Here is a 19919-nt window from a genome sequence, read left to right as displayed (position 1 = left end):
TCCACTTATATCTGAAAGACAGGCATCCAATCATGATAACCTATTTATTTCAATCACTCGGATATTTTATTTTTTAATACAAAGTATTTAAGCTTACAAAACAGTATTACTTTGATTTACTAATACCTCTTTTGTTCAGGAATAAGAACAGCCCCTTTCTGGATCATTCTGTAAATAGTAGACTTTCCTACTTTTAATTTATCGGCGACATACACAACATTATAATTGTATTTGTCTAGATACCGTTGTACTGTTTCATGGATGTACTCATCAAGTGTTTTCTCTTCAGATGAAGAAGTAGGAGCCAACGACTGTAACTGAATATCACTATCTGTCACTGCTTTTGACTCAGAAAGAACTGCTGCAAGTTCAACTACTGCTTTGAGCTCCCTTACGTTACCTGGGAAAGGATGACTTAATAGTTTCTTTTGCGCCTCTGCCGTGAGGGTTTTATCCTCCATATCATTCTGCTTGCAAAAGTCTTTTAGTACTTTATTAGCAATTAGTATAATATCATGCCCCCTTTCTCGTAAGGGTGGCAGATGCACCTGAACTCCAAGCAGACGGTAAAATAAGTCTTCCCTAAAGTTTCCTTTTTTCACCTCATCCATCAAATTCCGGTGGGTGGCAGTTACAATCCGCACCTCCACAGGAATGCTTTTATTTGACCCTACAGGAGTAACTTCCCTCTCTTGCAAAACCCGAAGAAGTTTAGACTGCAGATTAAAGCTCATTTCGCCAATTTCATCCAGAAACAGGGTACCTCCGTTTGCTTCTTCAAACTTACCCACCCGGCGGGCAGTAGCACCTGTAAAAGCCCCTTTCTCATGGCCAAACAATTCACTTTCCAGTAGTTCAGAGGGCAAAGCTGCTATATTCACGGCCACAAATGGCATTTTAGCTCTCCTGGAATTTTGATGTATTGCCTTCGCAATCAATTCTTTACCAGTACCCGTCTCTCCAGTAATAGTAACGTTTATATTGTTTGCGGCAGCTTTTTCCACTAATTGGAAGACCTTCTTAATTGGCTCAGAAGATCCTACCAGTTCACTGCCCAGGGTATATTTCTGTTTGACCTCGCTCCGGAGCACCTCCAACTCCTGCTGCAGTGATTTATTGTGTTTAATTTTTTCAACGATGCTCCAGAGGCGGTCTTTGGTTTCTTCGTTTTTAACGATGTAATCATACGCCCCCATTTTCATCAAGCTTACAGCTTTCCTTATGTCTTCCTGTCCGGAGATAACAATGATGTATGATTTAGGGCTCTTTTGCAGAATCTGTTGTAAAACCTCCTCGCCTGTAACAGAAGGCAAGTGGTAATCCAGCGTTATGATAGTTGGAGCTTCTGTGAGACGACCTAAAAACTCCTCTACGGAATTGAATACCTCTACCTGGTGGTCAGGGTTGGTTGAAAGATGATAACTAAGGAATTGTGAATACCAAAGATCATCTTCTAGAACAAAGATTTTTGCAGCAGATTCATTTTGCAAACTAGACATGCGGACCAAAAAGATTACAGAAAACAATTAACTATTACTTCCTGCCAATTTAAGAAAGTATTATGATATACGTTAATCGCATTACCTGCCCCTGAGGTTATCTTTACTTAAAAAATAAACATTTCAAGTAAATTTATCTTTTCTTAAGAATGAAATTGGATTATTGCTTTATAATTTCTAATGCTTTATCAATAAAAGGTTTATATAGCTAACTAGGCTCAATTTCTAAAATGATTCAGAATGCACTTTGCTTAGTTACTCACACTGTTTTATGTATCATGTACAAACGTGTCAAATAAAAAAGTAGCAGAAGAGAGTGTACCTTAAAGGTTTTCAGACCCGGTCAACTATTTAGGCTTGTGAAAAAGCCTTATACTTCTTTGCATTCCACTTATTGTATACAGTGTAGTATGTACTGTTTATGAGAAATCTCCCTGAATGTAAGGACTTAATGTGCGGGACAAAGAAGTGCAAAACATAAAACTCTACTGTTTCTTCTTTTGGTAGCTTACTGGTTACAGGTTTACATGTAAACCTGTAACCAGTAAGCTGTTTATTGGATTCTATTAGCGTCTAAATTCTGCAATAACTTATTAAATAGATCTTGAGGCACAAACGGTTTAGTTAAATAGTCATTCACCCCTGCACTCAGAATCCTTTTTCTTTCTTCTTCACTAGCATTAGCGGTAAGAGCAATCACAGGAAGGTTACGGCCTGCTTCTCGCATTCTGGCAACCGTCTGGAAACCATCTAAAACTGGCATATACAAGTCCATCAAGACTAAATCAAAATCAGTAGAATTGATTCTTTCCAAAGCAGCCAATCCATCATCTGCCGTCTCAACTTCTGCGTGCCAGTTGGTGAGCAGTTTCGTAGCCACTGTTCTGTTCATAACGTTATCATCCACCACCAGTATTTTCACCCCCTTCAGTTTAGTAAAAGGTATCTTGGTTGCACTGGTTTTTGGAAGCGTTACTAATGACGCCTGTGGTTTGATAAACTTAAGACGAACACTGAATACAGATCCTTTTCCGGGAGTGCTTTCTACTCTGATGGTACCCTTATGGAGTTCCACCAAGTTTTTAGTGATGGAAAGTCCTAACCCTGTTCCTCCGTACTGTCTGTGAGTTGAAGAGTTTACCTGGGTAAAGCTCTCGAAAATACTTTTCTGCTTTTCCACCGGTATACCTATACCAGTATCAGAAACAGTAAAGTCTAACACCCACTCTTGGTTGGTTTGATAAACCACATCTACCTTAAGCTTAACAGACCCTTTATCAGTAAACTTGATAGCGTTACTTAAAAGGTTGTTCAGGATTTGCATCAATCTAACCGGATCGCCCGCTACTTCGGCCGGAGTGCGTGGGTCTATAGAAAGCTCAAGATTAACTTTCTTTTCCATAGAACGCAGGGAAAGTGCCTGATGAGTATTTTTCAAAAGGTCCTTCAAGTGGAAGTTAACTTTTTCTAACTCAACTTTACCCGCTTCTATTTTAGAATAATCAAGGGTATTGTTAACTAAAGCAAGTAAACACTGTGACGAAAAATGGATAGAGTTCAAGTTGTCCTTGTACTCTTCTTTTAATCCCTCATCCTGCAAAAGAAGGTACGTCAACCCCATGATAGCATTAAGTGGCGTCCGGATTTCATGGCTCATGTAAGACACAAACTCGGTCTTGAGTTTTGCTCCTTGTTCAGCCTTTGCTTTTTGCGCCTCTAATTGCTTTTCCTGGAGCACCCAGTCCGTCACGTTTTGTATAGTACCTACATATTTAACTACCTTATTATTTTTACTTAAAGGCTTGCCTTTCATTCTAAGCCAGGTTGCCTCGCTTCTACCATCCTGCACTTCAACCAAAAGATTAAACTGCTCTCCTTTATTTATAAGGGTTTTCCAGGCGTTGCTTAAAACCGCCTGATCAGCTTCACCGAAAAACGGCAGGAAAGACTCAAACCCGGAAAGTGGTGCCTCTGGCGATATGTTTAATACTTCATGAACGTAGTCTGTGCAAAAGAACTCACCTGAGTTAACGGAGTATTCCCAAAACCCTGCCTCTAACAAAGATTCAACCTCTACGCTGAGGGCACCCGACTGATGGAGGTGGGTTAACCGCTTGTTAGGTTGTTCATGAAGCTTAATAGAATGAAACTTACTTACAGCTGGCTTAAGCGGATACGCTTCATTGCTTCTTAATCCTTGAAAAGAAAATATGTGAGGTGTGTTTATCATTTCTTGAGCATTAATCGTCTCTTCCTCTATACTTGCTTTAACTACATCACTTGAAAACATGTACAGACCGAGGTCTGCTTTACGTGTATTTTGGAACACGGTTCCTGAAGAAATGAATTCACTCATTCCTAAAAGGTTTTTTTTCCAAAGTTTGTCAGATGAAAAAGCCAAAAGGGCAATTCCCTTCTCTTTTGTATTGGCTAAAGCAGAAAACAAATACCTTTTCAGCCGGGCCATAAACAAGGAAGAAGAAAGGACAGAACGCACGTCCATTCCCTCTAAGAACTTAGATGTTTTGTTAGCTGTTCTTGATGATTCCAAGGACAACCAATTATTCAAACCCTGAGATTCATTTACTGAGATTGGAGCAGACTTCATAAAAAAAGCTTTTACTTATTCCCGTCATAAATATACAAGTAAATATTAGTTTTATTTATTTTTAAAACTTTTTATTTAATTTTTAAGGATATTTATTGTTGTTTTAATGCATTTCATTTTAAAAAATCTATTTATAATTATATTTTAACAAACTCTTTACATTACCATTTATAAGTGATTTTTTAAAAAATCAATCTAAAACGTTTGCCATTTTGGGAGGAATCTAATTGAATCCGAATTCATACCTAATCCATTAACGATTTTACAAATTCCAAGACAAACCTATCTTAGACTATTTATTTCAAGAATTACAAACCTCTGCTACGAAGATTTTTTTTCCACACGTTACCATAGGCCTAAGCAAAAAAGACAAAGCAGAAACCTGGAGCAAGCATACTCGTAAAAGGCTCCTCTTTCTCCAATCTTCTCTCTTTTAAGAGATAACAGTATACTTATCTTGGGGGGTGAAGTAACTTACGCAACCGCCCTCTTACTGGTTTGAGATATGTTCTATGTTCTTTTGATTTTTCATAGGACACCTTTACCTTAACCAACAGTCTTTCGAGGCATAGAATCCACTCAAGTAGACCGGCACCTGTTAAGAACCTACCAGTTTATGCCATAGAAAATGTTCAGCTTCTTCTTTAACTCTTTTAAAGAAGGTTTATGAAAAGCTATCCAGAAAAGAAAAGCTGATTTTGACCTTACCCAATACTGCTTCTTGTCCCCTTCTGCTCAAATATATTGTAGTGAGTCATTCCAACACATGGCATTGGAATTAGTCAATATAAACAGAAGGTTACCAGACTGCTCTTTAGAATGGAAGAATGGAGATGAAAGCTGTTGAGTCTGGGGACTCTTTTTCATGTAATGAAAAACAAATTACCAAGAAGGCTCTGCTCATATGAGGAAACGGAGCAGTCCCATAAACTCCTCTATTTATCCGATGTAAACAGAAGGGGGAAATCTGACCTTTTATAAACCAGTCACTTGCCCATCATGTACCCATAGACACCTTCCAAAGGTGTAGATTAGCTCTTACGCTAAACTAGTTCTCAGCGGCACTTCAAAAGAGAGTACAGGCAAGGATCATGGTCAAACTTTACAACATCATGGCTTGCTAGAAAGAATCTGCCCAATAAAAAACCTTTCTTTTGAATCCTAGATATCATAGGCAACCCTACGCAACTACAGTTCTGACAAAACCTATTGATTTCTCCTACCTGCTCCGCCTTGGCCGCCCTGACGCATGTTGCCTCTTTCACCTGGTCCTTTTTGGCCGGGACCTCTCTCACCTGGCATTGGGCCGCTAAACGTGCGTATGTTATAGGAGAAAGTAAGCATGAAGAAACGCTGCAATACCGTAGACTGCACGTCTTGGACAAACGCATCAGATACTGTGCGCTGCACACTGATGTTTTGCCTTAACAGGTCATTCACACTCAAGCTTACTTCCCCTTTCTGGCTTTTAAACACCTTCTTGCTTAAACTCATATTTAATAAGGTGTAATTGGTGTTGAAGCCGCTGGACAACCCAGCGTTTAACTGATGGCTGAACTCAGTGCGGTACACAAAGCCTTTCCAAAACCTCAGGTTGGCCCGCAGTTGAGTGGATTGGTTGAAAAAGTTGTTGTTCTGCTCGGCACGCAGAGTGTTCGTGATGACATTGTAGCTGGAGTTGGTAGATAAGTTAAAGTCTACATTTTGACTGATGTTGCTACTAATAGAGCCTCCTAAACCATAATTGGTAGAGGTAGAGAAGAACATGGCATTATTGAACAAGCCTGGAGTTTTATTATACCCCACAGAGCCGAAGAGATTAACATTAGACTTGATAAAACGTAGAGGCTGGCCATAACTAATGAAAGTACGGGCATTCCAATTGCCATCCAAGTTCACTGGCCTGATCAACTGTGCTCCCCGGCTTATCACGAAACCTTCTAGCAACGGCTCATCCTCCAGACCAACCTCCAACGTGCTGTTTGTGATGAAGTCGTCCGCCCGGGCTGCGGTGATAAAGAAAGAGAAATTTCGATTGGTCTCAGTATTAAAGGACCTGTACCGCACATTTACTGAATTTTGGTACGCCTGCACCAAGCCTGCATTCCCGGTTCTGAACCGGAGCGGATTAGTGTTATCTACTACTTCCTGTAATTGAGTGACAGAGGGCGCATTGGTGTTGGTGCGGTAATCAATTTGAAGGTTCTTTGTTTTGGTAAACTTGTATTCAAACTGAGCAGTTGGCAGCAGGTTGTGGAACGTGCGATTTACCTGATAAACTGCTGGAAATTCTTGCTCGTTCTGCAGATTTGCAATTTGGTATTGCCCTTCTACCTGTACGCGTAACTTGTCAGAGTTGTACTGATAACTGGTTTTAGCCTGCTGGGTGAGGTATTCGCTTTCAAAAGAGTTACTAAGGCGGGCGTTGAATTGGGTGTAGTCTGCCTCGTCAAAATCATACGCCAGGCGCTCAGAGTCTTCCACCCGATTACTGATGTTGTACTCAGCCTGAACACGGGCTTTTTCTCCCACCCGTTCACCAAAGGCAACATTCCCACGCCAGTTTAGCCCATTTCTGTCTGCCTTTATTTGCTGGTTGAGGTAAATGCTTCTGTCAGGGCGGTCATAATCCTCCACATTGGTGATCCGGTAAGTATCTCCGTTGTTGATATTGTACCCAGTATTCAGGTTAACGGAAAAGGTCCGGCCCGGCTTACTGAACCGATGACTATAATTAATATCGTTGCTTAAGTTATAGGAGTAGTTGTCTGCGTCAGTAAGATTATCAGTGGAAGTTAAGATTGTCGCATCGTAAGATTCATTGGTAGAATCTGCGTCATAAACAGAACTGCCTATTGTATTAGAGTAGGAATTACTTCTCTGAATGGAGAATCTTGGCGTGATCAAAAGCCTGTTTCGGTCGTTGATTTTGTAATCCAGCCTGTAATTGAACTGGTGGTTTTCGTTTCTATTAGTATTAAAGCTGTTGTCGCTGTTTTGCTGGTCATAAAATTGGGAATTGAAGTAGTCCCTGAACACCCGACGGTTGTTCTCATTTCTGGTGTTGCTGTAATTATAGTTACCGCTTACCTCAATCTTCTTTCCCCAAAAGTCTGAGTAATTCAGCCCGAAGTTGCTGGTGGTAGAGATGCCGTTTCCTCCCCCGGCTCCGCCGCCACCCATGCCACGGCGTCCTCTCATGCCCCCTCCGGGAGCCTCCCCCACCGAGAAGTCTTGCATGTTGATGTTATTGGTAAGCCCGTTGATGGTAAAGCGCCGGTCGCCTTTAAAAATGTTCAAGCTGATACCCGCCATGTATTTCTTGTCTGGCCCTACCCCCACAGACACCTTCCCGAACTGCCCTTGGCGTCGGTTTTTCTTGGTCACAATGTTGAGGGTTTTGGCCCGGTTCCCGTCATCAAAGCCGCTGAACTCTGCCTGGTCACTTTTCTTGTCAAACACTTCTATGTTTTCAATTACCTCGGCAGGCAGGTTCCTGAGGGCGGTATTTGCGTCTTCCCCAAAGAACCGCTTCCCGTCTACCAGCACCTGCCGCACTTCTTCGCCTTGTGCCTGAATTTTGCCATCTACTACGGTCACTCCCGGCAGTTTGGTCACCAGATCCTCCGCGCTCGCGTCTGCGGCAACCTTAAAAGCTGCTGCATTGAAAACAGTGGTGTCACCTTTTTGGCTTCCGGGGGGTATCTGCCCTACAATTTGTACCTCCTTTAAAGTATTTGTAGACTCTTCCAGTAACAGCTGCCCCAAAGTCACGGCCGCATTCTGCACCTGTAGCGTACGGGCGTAAGTTTTAAAACCGAGATAGTTTACCTGCAATGAGTATTGCCCCGGCTTTACTCCCTGAAACCCGAAGTTTCCATCTTTGTCGGTTGCGGTAGCAGTCCTCACAGAATCAGGTAGCCTGATCAACTGAACGGTGGCTCCGGGTAAGGTTTCTTTATTCTGCGCACTATGAACAGCACCAGCTACCGAGTAGCCCTGTGCCTGTGCAAAGGTTATACTGGCTATAAATAACAGGAGAAGTAAAGATGCTTTCATAGGAGGATGGGTGATTTTTTGGAGTTAGACCAAAAAAGCTTCCTATGGTTTATTTACTATATGTTAAAATTTAATATATTTTTTGGTATTGCTTTCAGAAGAGACACTGCACATTTAATTACTTATAATTTTCTTAGCATTTATTTAACACATTTACTATTCACGTTTTGAAGTGGTTTTTAAAAATCCTACATAAAACTAATAAGACGCTCAAAAATATTTACAAGGAAAAATAACTTCAATAATCTAAAGAGAAGAAAATATAAAGAATAAAAAATCAGACATAAAGTAACCTTGTTTATAGCCCATTTCTATAAAATAAGCTATAAACAAGGTTAAGATAAAAACATAGACAATGTAAGACTTTAAAACACAATAGTCGACCTTCTATTTAGCCATTACACAAGCCTCACTTTTATCCAGGAATACCAAAATATTGGTATAAATAAAAGTTACTTCTTTAATTCTCAAACATTAAGATGATTGAAAAGCTATATATTACAAAGTTGATTGCTTGTATCTGCGAGAGTAGTGCGCTAGGCTTTTAGTACACCTCTATACTTTTGGCATCTATTCCTAAGTTGAGAAAGCCTTCTAAACTTTTACTCAATACTTTCATTGAAGAACTAGTATCACAGTCACTTAGGGTATAAATGATTCCGTTTGATGGATCAAATGCTCCTAAAGGTAAATGCTTTCCCTCCCTTGCTCCTTTTTTCAGAAACAAAACTGCTGAGTACAGGTCTTTAAAAGTATGTTGCATTACAACACCATACCTGGAGGCAATAGCAACTATATGTTTTGGCGAATCCATAATTTCATTTTCCGTTTAATCTGAAGTGGCCTACATCAAAAAGGACACAAAACTTTTAAGGCTTTATCGCTTTCATACACCATTTTCAACCTCCTCTATTTGATTCCTATTTTTTAATTGACAGATCGATGATATTTAAAACAATAAGCACCCAAATAGCAATTCATTATTATTCAGCCAATAAAACACTATAAACAATTTACCTAATAATAAGGATTACTCATACTGGATACTACAACACCTATATAAACCAAATATTACCTTTCATAAACTTTTATAATAAATTATAATCATTAGAACCCCGTATTGCTCCTAAAGCAAATTACGGGACCTATGGATAAAGTATCTTAGCACACGAAAACTAATCTATTTAAATTCAATTTGTATCCTGCTCTATCCTGTAAGCCCCCATCAATAATTTATTAAATCGAAGGCATAAACAATTTCCCAAAGCAAAAGGCAAATGTTGGTTAGATTACTATTAACCATAGCATGCATCTGAGTAGTTTTTATATAAATGACCTTAAAACAGTTATTAGTTGATCATCAAAAATCAGCGTTCATCTTTCTGATAAACCATTGACAAAACCTTATAAACCAAAAGAGGCTGTTCCTAGTGAGAACAGCCTCTTTTTTAATACAAACACTTTAACACCTATACCAACGTCTATAGCTTTTGATACTTCAGAGACTTTGAGTTTTCTCAAAGTGAAGCTCTAGATAAGCCCATTGGCCATGTTTTAAACCATTTTAATTGAGTTGAAGGTAGGTTCTTAGTATAGGCGCTTCTAGTTAAAGCTCTCCTTAACTAGTTTTTGCGGGAAGCTGTTTTCACGCCATCTGAAAGGCTTTCATAAATTTCAGCCTCTATGATGCTCATAGTGCCTTTGGCTTTCGCATCGTCCCGGGCTACCCCATCATCAAGCTTTTTACCGTTCACTTCCACTCCTGTATTGCCGCCACTGGCAGCCGTGGCACCAGCCAGTTGAATCCTGACCTTGGTACCTTTCTGCGGAGTGCATTTGATTGTATAGTAACCCAGTGAGTTCTTGGTATTGCCTCTGAACGCTTCTTTACCATCTACGGTGATGATTAACGGATACACCCTAGACCGGAAATTATTTAGTTTCACAGTGATTTCACTCACAATAGCTTCTCTTTCCAGGGTGTACTCAATCCAAGCAGTGGAGAGCTTTCCATCATTTACCCAATCTGAAAGCTCATTGTCATCATAGCTGTAGAAAGCACTGTCTGCATTGGCACCGGCGGTAGCTCCCACGACTTTAAGTGGAGTACGGGTCATGATGAAGGAAGGAGTAGATGGAGTAGGGCCTTTGTCTAAGATAGAGGGCAACCCAGCAGACGGCAAGGTAGTGGCCAGTCCGTCTTCTACCTTAAAAGGTTTGGTAGTTAGCGTTAGAGCCGCTTCTTTGAGTCCCTCAGCAGTGGCCTTGACCTTGATAGTGCCAGGAGTGGTAGTGGAGCGAATTAAAAACCGGTTCACTCCTCCTTCTACCGGGAAGCTTTTGGCCATGATGTAATTGTCTGGTCCCATGGCCATACCGCCTCTCCACTCAGCAGGACCATCCAAGGTATAGTTGACCATGTTCAAAGCCGTGGGTACCCGGTTGCCTTTGGCATCTACCACTTCCACTTCTACTAACGCCAAGTCATGGCCGTTGGCGAAAAAATCAGTAGGTCGTTTGATCTGGGTTAACCGTAACGCCACAGGAGCACCTACGGTATGGATGACATTCGTGCAGATTTGTTTGTTGTTGGCATCATACCCTACGGCGCTGATGTTGCTTGGCCTCCACTCTACATTTTTGAAAGTGAACAGGAACCCATCACTTTTGGCACCATAGCCCAGCGACTTTCCATTTACTTTTAATTCTACCTTCTCTGCCGAGGAGATAACGAGAATGTCTTTCTTCATACCGGGGGCGTAGTTCCAATGGCCCACAATGTGCAAGCCCTGCTTTTCGGGGCTTACCCAACCGTCCCACATCACCTGGTGGGCATAGAAGTTCTGCTTCTTGATTCTGAGGGCATCTACTTCGCCGCTGCGGCGGTAATTGTTTTCACCGCGGTGGTGGGTATTGCTTTCAGACCAAATAATGTTTACTCCGCCGCTGCTCACTCTTTTGCCGGTGCCAGGTCTTTCGTTCCAGAACTCAAACCAGCGTTTCACGTTCTCGGCGGCATGGCTTTCCATGTTGCGGTTGTAAGCGGCGGCAGATTCTCCTTTGTGCAGGGGTCCGTCACCGTCTTTGTGGTAAGGAGGCGTAAACTCATCCCAGTACTTGCGGGAGCCCTCATCGCGGGAGTATTCCGTGGCCCACAGCGGGATATCAGCGCTTTTGTTTGTGTACAGCATTTCGCCCCCGTATTCGGCAATTTTGCTGTCCAGCATTTCGCGCGAACCGATGGCCCGTCCGCCTTTGGGATCATATTGGTCCCGGATGGCTTTCATTTCTGCCATGTGTGCTTCGCTGATGCTCTCATTGCCGCTCTCGTAAAACACAATGCTGGGGTTGTTTTTATTGTAGATGATCGCGTCGCGCATGACAGCTTTCCGTTGGTCCCAACGTACGCCTTCCACATCCTTTTCGGCATCGCCAGCGGGCATGGCTTGCATGAGGCCTACGCGGTCACATGATTCCACGTCCTGCTTCCAGGGGGCAATGTGCATCCAGCGCACAAGGTTCCCGCCACTTTCAACCATGAGCCCGTTGCTGTAATCACTCAGCCAGGCAGGAACCGACAACCCAATTGCTGGCCATTCATTAGAGGTGCGCTGGGCATAGCCATGCACCATAATCACCCGGTCGTTCAGGTAAATCATTCCGTCTTTAAAGGCTGTTTTCCGGAAACCTGTCTTGGTGGTGACAGCATCTGTCGGCTTGTTATTTATTTTTAACACAGTCTTCACGTCATACAAGTACCCGTAGCCCCAGCTCCAGAAATTCAGGTCAGATACTTTAGAAGAAGCTTGTAGGATTTTCGTTTCGCCGGGGGCCAAGGTCACCTTTTCTCCGCTGAAGGTTTTCACAACCTTGTTTTTCAGATCAGAGATTATGACGTCATAGGCTACCTGCTGAGGTTGACCTGTTTCATTTTTTACCTGAGACTCGGCATGGATGGTGGCTGACTTGCCTTTGATGTCAAAATTATCAGCGTACACATACACCCCGGTAGTGCCCAGATTACTGAACAACGGGAGTGTTTGGTACACTTTCGGCATTACATGCAAATACACGTTCTTATTGATGCCCCCGTAATTGGCGTTGAAGTTCTTATCTTCCCACTGGAATTTTGTATTGGTTGCCTTCTCTCTGTAATTCCAGTCATTATCTGTTCTTACCGCCAGTACGTTTTCTTCGTTTCCAGTCTTTACCACATCGGTCACGTCAAAACCAAAGGCTGTCACGCCATTTTCGTGCAGACCAATATGCACCCCATTCAAATAGAAATCACCAGCCTGCCGGATGCCTTCAAACTCCAGAAACACTTTCTGACCTTTGGCTGAGGCAGGTAGTTTAAAGCGCTTCCGGTACCAGGCAATACCCGTAGGATGATCCACAATGTCTTTTCTGAAGGCATCATCCTCGTTCCAGGCATACGGCAAGGTCACCTTTTTCCAGGATTGATCTGCGAAACCGGCGTCTTTGGCACCGGCAGGGTCACCCACCAGTACTTTCCAGTCTGAATTGAAGTTGTATTTGGTCCGTTGGGCCGTGGCATCAAGCACCAGGAGGACAAGGAAAAGGGAGAAAAACAATCTTACTTTCATTTCTAACTTAATTATGAGGTTACCCCCTTAAAAGGGTTGATAGAACTACCTTTCACTTCTTGAAATAACTCTTCCATAAAAGCCATTTCTATCTAAACGGATGTAACAGGTTTTACTCTAATGACTATTCTACACCATAGAATACTGCAGTCAGCACTGCTACTTTGCAGCAAAGATGAACAACTAATTGGGCTAGTTTATTTGACAGAATCTAGATAACCAAATATGACCAGATAGGATGGGTTTTCATTGCTCTAGCGCTACTTTATTTACGAAAAGGGTATAGTTGACTTTCCGTTAATTGAATAAATTTTTATTGCTTTTGGGAAAAGGAACAGCAAGGCAAAAATGAGTCTAAAAGATGTGGCTTACTGCCTGTTCAGAAGAAAAGGAGAATGCGTTTTGAAGCCATTATTCAAAAAACAGCCTTATAACAGATGTTACAACAAATAATTAGGTATTCAGGAAAGGCAACCTGTGAAGGTAATTTTCACAGCAGCAGGACTGTAGATTTTGCCGCTACTTATAATCACCCCACAATATTTCCCGTTTCTCCCGTGCAGCAGAAAAAAAACCCTGGCAAGTGCAGTACATGCCAGGGTTTAAGATCATCGCTTTTAGTAGATCTAAACAGACCTCAAAGTACGCAGGTTAAACTGCTATATCAACTAAGGTGTTTCTGCTTTAATGACCATTTAGCTATCACATCTTAAAAGGTAGGTACCAGTTATTTGGATCCATTAATCTTGCTCTTACCTCTGCTGCTCTTGGGTCATTTGCTTTGATTAATTTATCATACACTTTATCTGCTAAGAAAGCCGGATCATTTCTTCTCCTGGCAATTCTCAATAAATCCTGCCATCTGTGGCCTTCAAAAGCCAACTCAAGTGCAGCTTCATCAATCAAAGCATTTTCAATGCGAATCATTAAAGGCTCTTGCGCACCAGGAACGTTGAAGTTGACGATTTGCAAACCTGCTCTTTCTCTCAGGCCAATGTGGCGGTACCAATCTCCCCTGAAGAAAGGAAATGTTCCTTCGCGGGCATCAAAATTGTACGGGGCCGGTAAAAAGGTCTGCTGGGTATTAGTTACGTCTGGATTTGTTGTGGGAAGGTTGGGATCAGTAAAATTAGCCTTGATACCACGTTGCAAAAAGGCCTCTGCTAGCTTGGAGTGACCATTCCGGTTGGCTGCTTCAGCAAACCGCAGGTGTACCAGTGAGGCACGTGCCAGAAACCAGTTGCCTCTGTTTTCAAAAGGCAGGGCTGCATTAAAGTTCTGCAGATACTTTCCTACTACCGGTTGCCCCAATTGGTACGTGACAGCCCACTCACCCCTGTTATCACCTGGGGTTAAATTGTTTCTAGTTTGACTTGCCCATTTATCAATGGCAGTCTGTGAAGGTTTTAGTAAATAAGAACCTCCTGCATTCGCAAATAACCTGATGAACGGGTTTGTAGGGCTAAAATTTGGGCTAAATGGCAAATCCCATACCCACTCATAGTTCCAGACGTTTGTCTGGCTACCATTAAAACCTACTGAATGGTTAAAGGGGTTGCTCCAGCTTACTTTATACTGGTCATAGAACCTGGCTCCTCTTGAGGCGTCGGCAGCTCCTGTTTCCATGATCACTCTGTAGTGTGTAGCGGCTTGGGTATAGTTGCCCTTCCATAAATGCAGGTCTCCTAACACCAGACGCTTATTCACAAAAAACTTTTGGGTATTGAATCCTCCTATGTTGGTCATAAGGGAACTCCCAGTAGGATACAGGTCTTTGTGCGGTATCTTTTCAGTCACAGAGATTAGGCTGTCCAGCAATACCTCAAATTCAACTTTCTGGAACTTAGACTGGTCTGTCAGGTCATCTACTTTTGCTAATGGGGCTGTGATATAAGGTATGCGCCCGTACTGAATACCTAATTGCAGGTACACCCAGCTTCTAAGGGCCGCTATATCTGAATACCGCTGGTTGTACTCATCTCTGGTGATCTTGTTCTCACTAACCATCTTGTTGAAGTTGTGCAGAACATCATTACAGTTGATGATTACTTCATAGAAAGGCCTTGGATCAGCATATCTATTTTCTGGCTGTACTGTGTGGTAATTGATCTGCAGCAGATCAGGAGTACCAGCTGCGTTTGGAGTCACATTCAGCAGATCAGCCCTAAGCTCGTTTAAGACAACGTGCCGTTCTGCCAGATTCATGAACTTGCCATATACTCCAATTACCGCCGCATCTGCATCAAAGATATTCTGATAGGCCTGCCCTTCATCTAATGTAGTTTCAGGCGCTATATCAAGCATATCGCTACAGGAGAAGGTGCTTAAGCCAAGAAGAACAATGGGCACTACACGAGCTATGGACCTGATAAATTTATTTTTCATGTGTTACTAACTTAATGCTTTTATGAACTCTATAGCTTACAGACCTATTCTTACACCCAGCAGGACTGATCTAAACTGAGGAATCATCCCTACATCTATTCCTTGGGCAAAGATGGTTTCTCCGGCGCTAAACTCAGGATCATATCCTTTGTATTTAGAGAAGGTCAGCAAGTTGTTACCTGTAGCATAGAAGGAGGCTGATTTAATGTACTTAGTGTTCAGCGGCAGGTCATATTTCAAGGTCAGGGTTCTTAAACGCAGGTAAGAGCCGTCTTCAATCCATCTGTCAGAGAAACGGGCGTTACCTACGGGGTCTCCCCAGCTAGCTCTTGGCATATCTGTTACCTGGCCGTCTGTTCTCCATCTGTTAATGACAGCATCTGTTTGGTTAGCAGTTCCGGAAGCAGATTCCAACTGTGCTCTAGTATAATTATAAATGTCGTTGCCTTTGCTGAAAGTAAAGTAGGTATCAAGGGAGAACCTCTTATACTCCAGGCGGGTGTTAAACATGCCGGTAAAATCAGGATTAGGATTTCCTATTACTACCATGTCGCTTTCGTCAATCACCCCCATAGAGGCACCCTCGTTATTGAAGTTAACAAAACGCATATCTCCCCCCTGGAAAGCTACTACTTCGCCACTTGGAGTTCTGGTTCTTAGTCCTGACTGGGCAGCTTCTTCATTAGTTGTGTAAACACCATTTGTTTTGTAACCATAGAATAAGTTTGCTTCCTGGCCCACTCTGGTAAGAATATTGGCACCCGCAAACTGAGTTATGAACTGATCAGAAGACAGGTCCGTAACTTCATTTTTGTATTTGGAAAGTGTCAAACCCAGGTCCCATTTGAAGAAGCCCGTGTTAACAAGGCGGCTGTTTAAAGAAAGTTCAAGGCCTTTATTCAACATTTTACCGTTATTGGTAAACATGAAATCAAATCCGGTAGCAGAGATCAGTTGTTCACGCACCAGCATGTTATCTGTCACGTTACGGTAGGCATCTACACTAACAGAAAGCCTTTCATTGAAAAAACCCAGATCTACTCCAGCATTTATCTTACGGTTGGTTTCCCATTGCAAGGCTGGGTTGCCAATGTTGCCCCTTACCAAACCCTGGAAATCCAAAAGGCTTTGTGAAACATAGTATTGGCGGGCGGTATAGTTCCCTATGTCATCATTACCGCTTATGCTGTAGGTGGTACGCAGCTTCAGCATATCAATGAAGTCTACGCCAGCCATAAAGTTTTCAGAAGAAACAAGCCAGGCAGCACCCACAGATGGGAATACCCCGAACTTTCTATTGAACAAGCTAATGCCGTCTTTCGCCTCTTTCCCGAAGCGGGAAGAACCATCTACTGCCACATTAAAAGAAAGGAAGTATTTGCTTAACAAGCCATAGTTAGCACCGGCATAATAGTTCAACCAAAGCCAATCTCCAATCTCACCACCTGCTCTGCGTAAGGCAGCAGCTCCGGTATTAATCGTTCTTAATTCATCTGTGGCTGAGTTATACCCTAAACCAGTATCAGATTCACTTTCGTTTTTACTGTATCTAAAGCCTATGCTGCCGTCAACACTGTGTATGTTGTTAAAAGTGTTGGTATAGGCAAGCCGGGTGTCACTGAACGTGGCAAACAATCTTTGTACCTGTGCCCCCATTCTGCTTTCAGCAATTGCATTTTCCAACTGCTCTGCGCTTGTTCCTCTGCGTGGCACAAAGAAACTCTCCCGTATTTTATCATAGGTAATACCATACTGGGTGCTGGCTGACAGATTTTTAGTAAAGGCATAGTTGAATTTAGCGGAGCCAAAAAACCGGTAGTTGATTCCTTTGGTTTGGATATTGCTGGTTAAAACAGAGGGGTTACCCACGTTAAATACATCAGTATCAGAAAGGTTTGGAGAAGTGATACCCTCGTCTGATATTTCATTCTTAGACAGGAACGGAGCCTTGATCAATCCTAAGAAGATAGGATTTGTACTCGGAGCGATGCCCTGGTCAGCCAAACTCTGCTCGCTGTAAGTAAAGGCAAGATTTGAATTTACCGTCAGCTTTGGCGTCATGTTCAGGTCTGCATTAAACAAGGTGTTATACCTCTGGAGACCTGTATTTTGGACAATGCCGTCACTATCCAATACTCCAAGTGATAAGGCATATTTTGCAATGTTATCACCACCCACTACCCGCATGTAATAGTTCTGGCTGTAGCTTCTTTTTAATACTTCTTCCTGCCAGTTAGTATTATTATGATAGGTATAATAGCCAAGGCGGGAAACATCATCATTCATGTAGGGCCGCGCCTGGATCTGATTATCTGTAAGCCCACTGCTTTTTAATACATCAGATAAATAAATGCGGTAATTAGAGGCATTCATTACCGGAATAAGATTGGGCGTCAGGTTTACGCCTGCGTAAGTAGCAAAGTCAATCTTCGTGGCCAACTCCTGGGCCCTACCAGTGGTAATCAAAATTGCCCCGTTTGCTCCTTTTGAACCATAAATAGAAGCAGCGTCTTTGATAACTGTAATGTTGTCTATGTCTTTGATGTCAATGTTAGAGAGTGGGTTGGTGAAGTGATTTTTGATGATGGAACCACCATAATCGTTCATGTCGTAGATCATACCATCTACAATGATCAGGGGCTGGTTAGTGGTAAACAGAGAAGAATAGCCTCTTAAAAAAAGGTTGGCCCCAATCCCGGGAGTACCAGACCTACGAACCACATTAAGGCCTGCCACCTTTCCCTGCAGATAGTTCTCCGGCGATTCAGCAGAGGTACTCCACTTCTGTTGAATAGGATCTAATGACACTACTGCCCCAGTTACCTGGTTGATTGGCTTACTGATGCTGTTGGGTAGAACTGCTAAATCATAAATAGAAGTAAAGTTTCCTTCATATAGACTCACCGCTAAATTGCTTCTCCCCTTTATTGGCACTTCTTTCCGCTGAAAGCCTTCTCCTTCTAAGGTAAGGGTAGACGCAGTGGAGGGTACAGAGAGGGAGAAATTACCTTTATCATCTGTTAGCGCAGCAGAATAACCAGGTATACTCACACTTATTCCAGCCAATGGGAGTTTAGTTGCCGCTGCTGTTACAGTACCTGTTATCATTACACCACCCACTGGTTTACGGGCAACCGCTACAGTATCAGACACGGTTTGAACTGAATCTGTCTGTTGAGCAAAAGCACAAACAGGTGTACTGGCCAGAGCCAAAAGGAATGATAACTCTTTAATTCTTTTATAAAAATTACTCATGTAATTCCTTCGCTATTAAGTTATTAAAATACCGGTACTAATTCCAGGTAATCCAGGGTAAGCGGATTGAGTGCATTGTTAGTAGACATGGCACTTCTGAGGAAGGCATTTAAATTGCCGTATTTAGCCACTGAATACTCTCCCAGTTCCTGACGCACGGGCAAAGACGAAGCCTCTACAGCTTTATAGGGGAATACTGTGGCATCTGGTGTTCCAAGTACTAATCTTTGATTAAAAGAAGCAGCCTGGAAATCATTAATGACGCTCCAATAAACTTTGTACTTGGTTGAGTTCACATTTGGAATCACATACCTTAACCATAAACCAGAGATGCCGTGACCAGTAGCACGAAGGTATCTGAAAGTCTCACCTGGTATTGCGCTTCTTCTTGTCTGAATGGAGACATTGCCTGCTCTATCAGGATGACTTAACCGTGAGGCTCTAATGTCAAAGATGGATTCGCCCTCTACCCTGATTGGCCTGATTTTCTCCTGGTTTGCAACAGTAAGGCTATTTACCAACAACACTATCCCATTAGAGGTACGCTCTTCACGTACAACTGCATTCTTATTGATACTTACCTGCACGCCAGATCTGGAAACCAGAGTCTGCGGTAAAGTCTCCTTTGTATAGATTCCTCTGAAGGCAAGATCTTTAGTTACTGCCCAATTTGTCAGCGCATTGGTACTATCAGCAGTACTGGTGGCGAAGAACTTCTGGAATCTGTTAAACTCTGCAGTATAAGCTTCATCTGTCAGCATGATGAAGGTATAGACAGAATCTTCATTGGCTATATTATATACCCGTTGAAAAAATTGGTTTTGTTGTACAAAGCCGGTAGCAGGATCATACACAGGTTTTCCGGTCGTTGGATCTACTCCTGTTTGTACTGCTAGACTATCTACAAAAACCCTTTCCTCCAAAGATTGCATGTAGGCTTTCTGGCGGGGACTAAGATTGGTACCGATCAGGAACTCCCAGGAATTCAAGCGGGGAGTAAGAGGCGCATCAATTAGATGCAATACTCCATTACCGGCATACAAATTTGCGACTGCGATTCTTGCCCCATCTACCGTACCCGCTGACTTATTCCAGAAAATATTTTTTCCGCTTAACGTCTTAATCTGAGACGAAGCAGGCAGCGTAGTATGGGTAAAATATTGCTGATAGCTGATATGGTTGCTTACAAACTGCTTTAACCTGTCTGGGTTATTGAGAACATTCTGATCTAAATTCTGCAATGCCTCATTTGAAGGGGCCCAAACTGTGAATGATTTAGAAGATCCCAGCACCTCAGATAAGCCTGTTTGAACAAGCAATTCACTAAACCGGCTAGTCCTAGGGTTTATGCTAATCTCCTGCATTAAGTTACTACTCAATGCAGGGTCATTCAACTTCGTATGATCCTCCCAAGCATCTTTACAGGCTGAGAAACCTGCCAGGATTAATGCGAGCATCAGCAATTTTTTAAATACGTCCATTTCTATTGATTAATTATAGACAAAA

General features: G+C 42.4%; 8 protein-coding genes. All 8 read right to left on the bottom strand.

Annotated features, from left to right (window positions below):
* Nucleotides 1-119: 119 nt before the first annotated feature.
* The 8 genes from DC20_RS13990 to DC20_RS13950 all read right to left on the bottom strand — a co-directional run bounded on the left by DC20_RS13990 (nt 120) and on the right by DC20_RS13950 (nt 19894).
* Entirely contained in the window at nt 120-1499 is a 1380-nt protein-coding gene (locus DC20_RS13990) for a sigma-54-dependent transcriptional regulator (protein ID WP_062545966.1), read from the bottom strand.
* A 553-nt stretch (nt 1500-2052) separates the two neighbouring features.
* Entirely contained in the window at nt 2053-4107 is a 2055-nt protein-coding gene (locus DC20_RS13985; protein WP_083470328.1) for an ATP-binding protein, read from the bottom strand.
* Nucleotides 4108-5313: 1206 nt separating this feature from the next.
* Complete coding sequence (locus DC20_RS13975) at nt 5314-8166, bottom strand: TonB-dependent receptor (RefSeq protein WP_062544399.1); 2853 nt, start codon at nt 8164-8166, stop codon at nt 5314-5316.
* 544 nt (nt 8167-8710) lie between these two features.
* Nucleotides 8711-8980: a hypothetical protein gene (locus DC20_RS13970; RefSeq protein WP_062544398.1), complete on the bottom strand. Its 270-nt coding sequence runs from the start codon at nt 8978-8980 to the stop codon at nt 8711-8713.
* 808 nt (nt 8981-9788) lie between these two features.
* Complete coding sequence (locus tag DC20_RS13965) at nt 9789-12773, bottom strand: glycoside hydrolase family 2 protein (RefSeq protein WP_062544397.1); 2985 nt, start codon at nt 12771-12773, stop codon at nt 9789-9791.
* A 702-nt stretch (nt 12774-13475) separates the two neighbouring features.
* Nucleotides 13476-15158 (bottom strand): RagB/SusD family nutrient uptake outer membrane protein, encoded by a 1683-nt coding sequence (locus DC20_RS13960; protein ID WP_062544396.1) that lies wholly within the window; start codon nt 15156-15158, stop codon nt 13476-13478.
* 36 nt (nt 15159-15194) lie between these two features.
* Nucleotides 15195-18311, bottom strand: a complete 3117-nt coding sequence (locus DC20_RS13955; protein WP_218918706.1) for a SusC/RagA family TonB-linked outer membrane protein — start codon at nt 18309-18311, stop codon at nt 15195-15197.
* A gap of 125 nt (nt 18312-18436) precedes the next feature.
* A complete protein-coding gene (locus DC20_RS13950; RefSeq protein ID WP_062544394.1) occupies nt 18437-19894 on the bottom strand; it encodes a fasciclin domain-containing protein in 1458 nt (485 codons plus the stop codon).
* Between the last annotated feature and the right edge of the window lie 25 nt (nt 19895-19919).

The sequence above is a fragment of the Rufibacter tibetensis genome (genome assembly GCF_001310085.1).
Classification (GTDB): domain Bacteria; phylum Bacteroidota; class Bacteroidia; order Cytophagales; family Hymenobacteraceae; genus Nibribacter; species Nibribacter tibetensis.
The sequence above is the reverse complement of the archived record's forward strand: the minus strand, read 5'-3'. Positions and strand labels throughout refer to the sequence as shown.

Excerpts from the sequence above, each read along its gene's own strand:
- DC20_RS13990 (WP_062545966.1), bottom strand. The coding sequence starts at position 1,499 with ATGTCTAGTTTGCAAAATGAATCTGCTGCAAAAATCTTTGTTCTAGAA.
- DC20_RS13985 (WP_083470328.1), bottom strand. The coding sequence starts at position 4,107 with ATGAAGTCTGCTCCAATCTCAGTAAATGAATCTCAGGGTTTGAATAAT.
- DC20_RS13975 (WP_062544399.1), bottom strand. The coding sequence starts at position 8,166 with ATGAAAGCATCTTTACTTCTCCTGTTATTTATAGCCAGTATAACCTTT.
- DC20_RS13970 (WP_062544398.1), bottom strand. The coding sequence starts at position 8,980 with ATGGATTCGCCAAAACATATAGTTGCTATTGCCTCCAGGTATGGTGTT.
- DC20_RS13965 (WP_062544397.1), bottom strand. The coding sequence starts at position 12,773 with ATGAAAGTAAGATTGTTTTTCTCCCTTTTCCTTGTCCTCCTGGTGCTT.
- DC20_RS13960 (WP_062544396.1), bottom strand. The coding sequence starts at position 15,158 with ATGAAAAATAAATTTATCAGGTCCATAGCTCGTGTAGTGCCCATTGTT.
- DC20_RS13950 (WP_062544394.1), bottom strand. The coding sequence starts at position 19,894 with ATGGACGTATTTAAAAAATTGCTGATGCTCGCATTAATCCTGGCAGGT.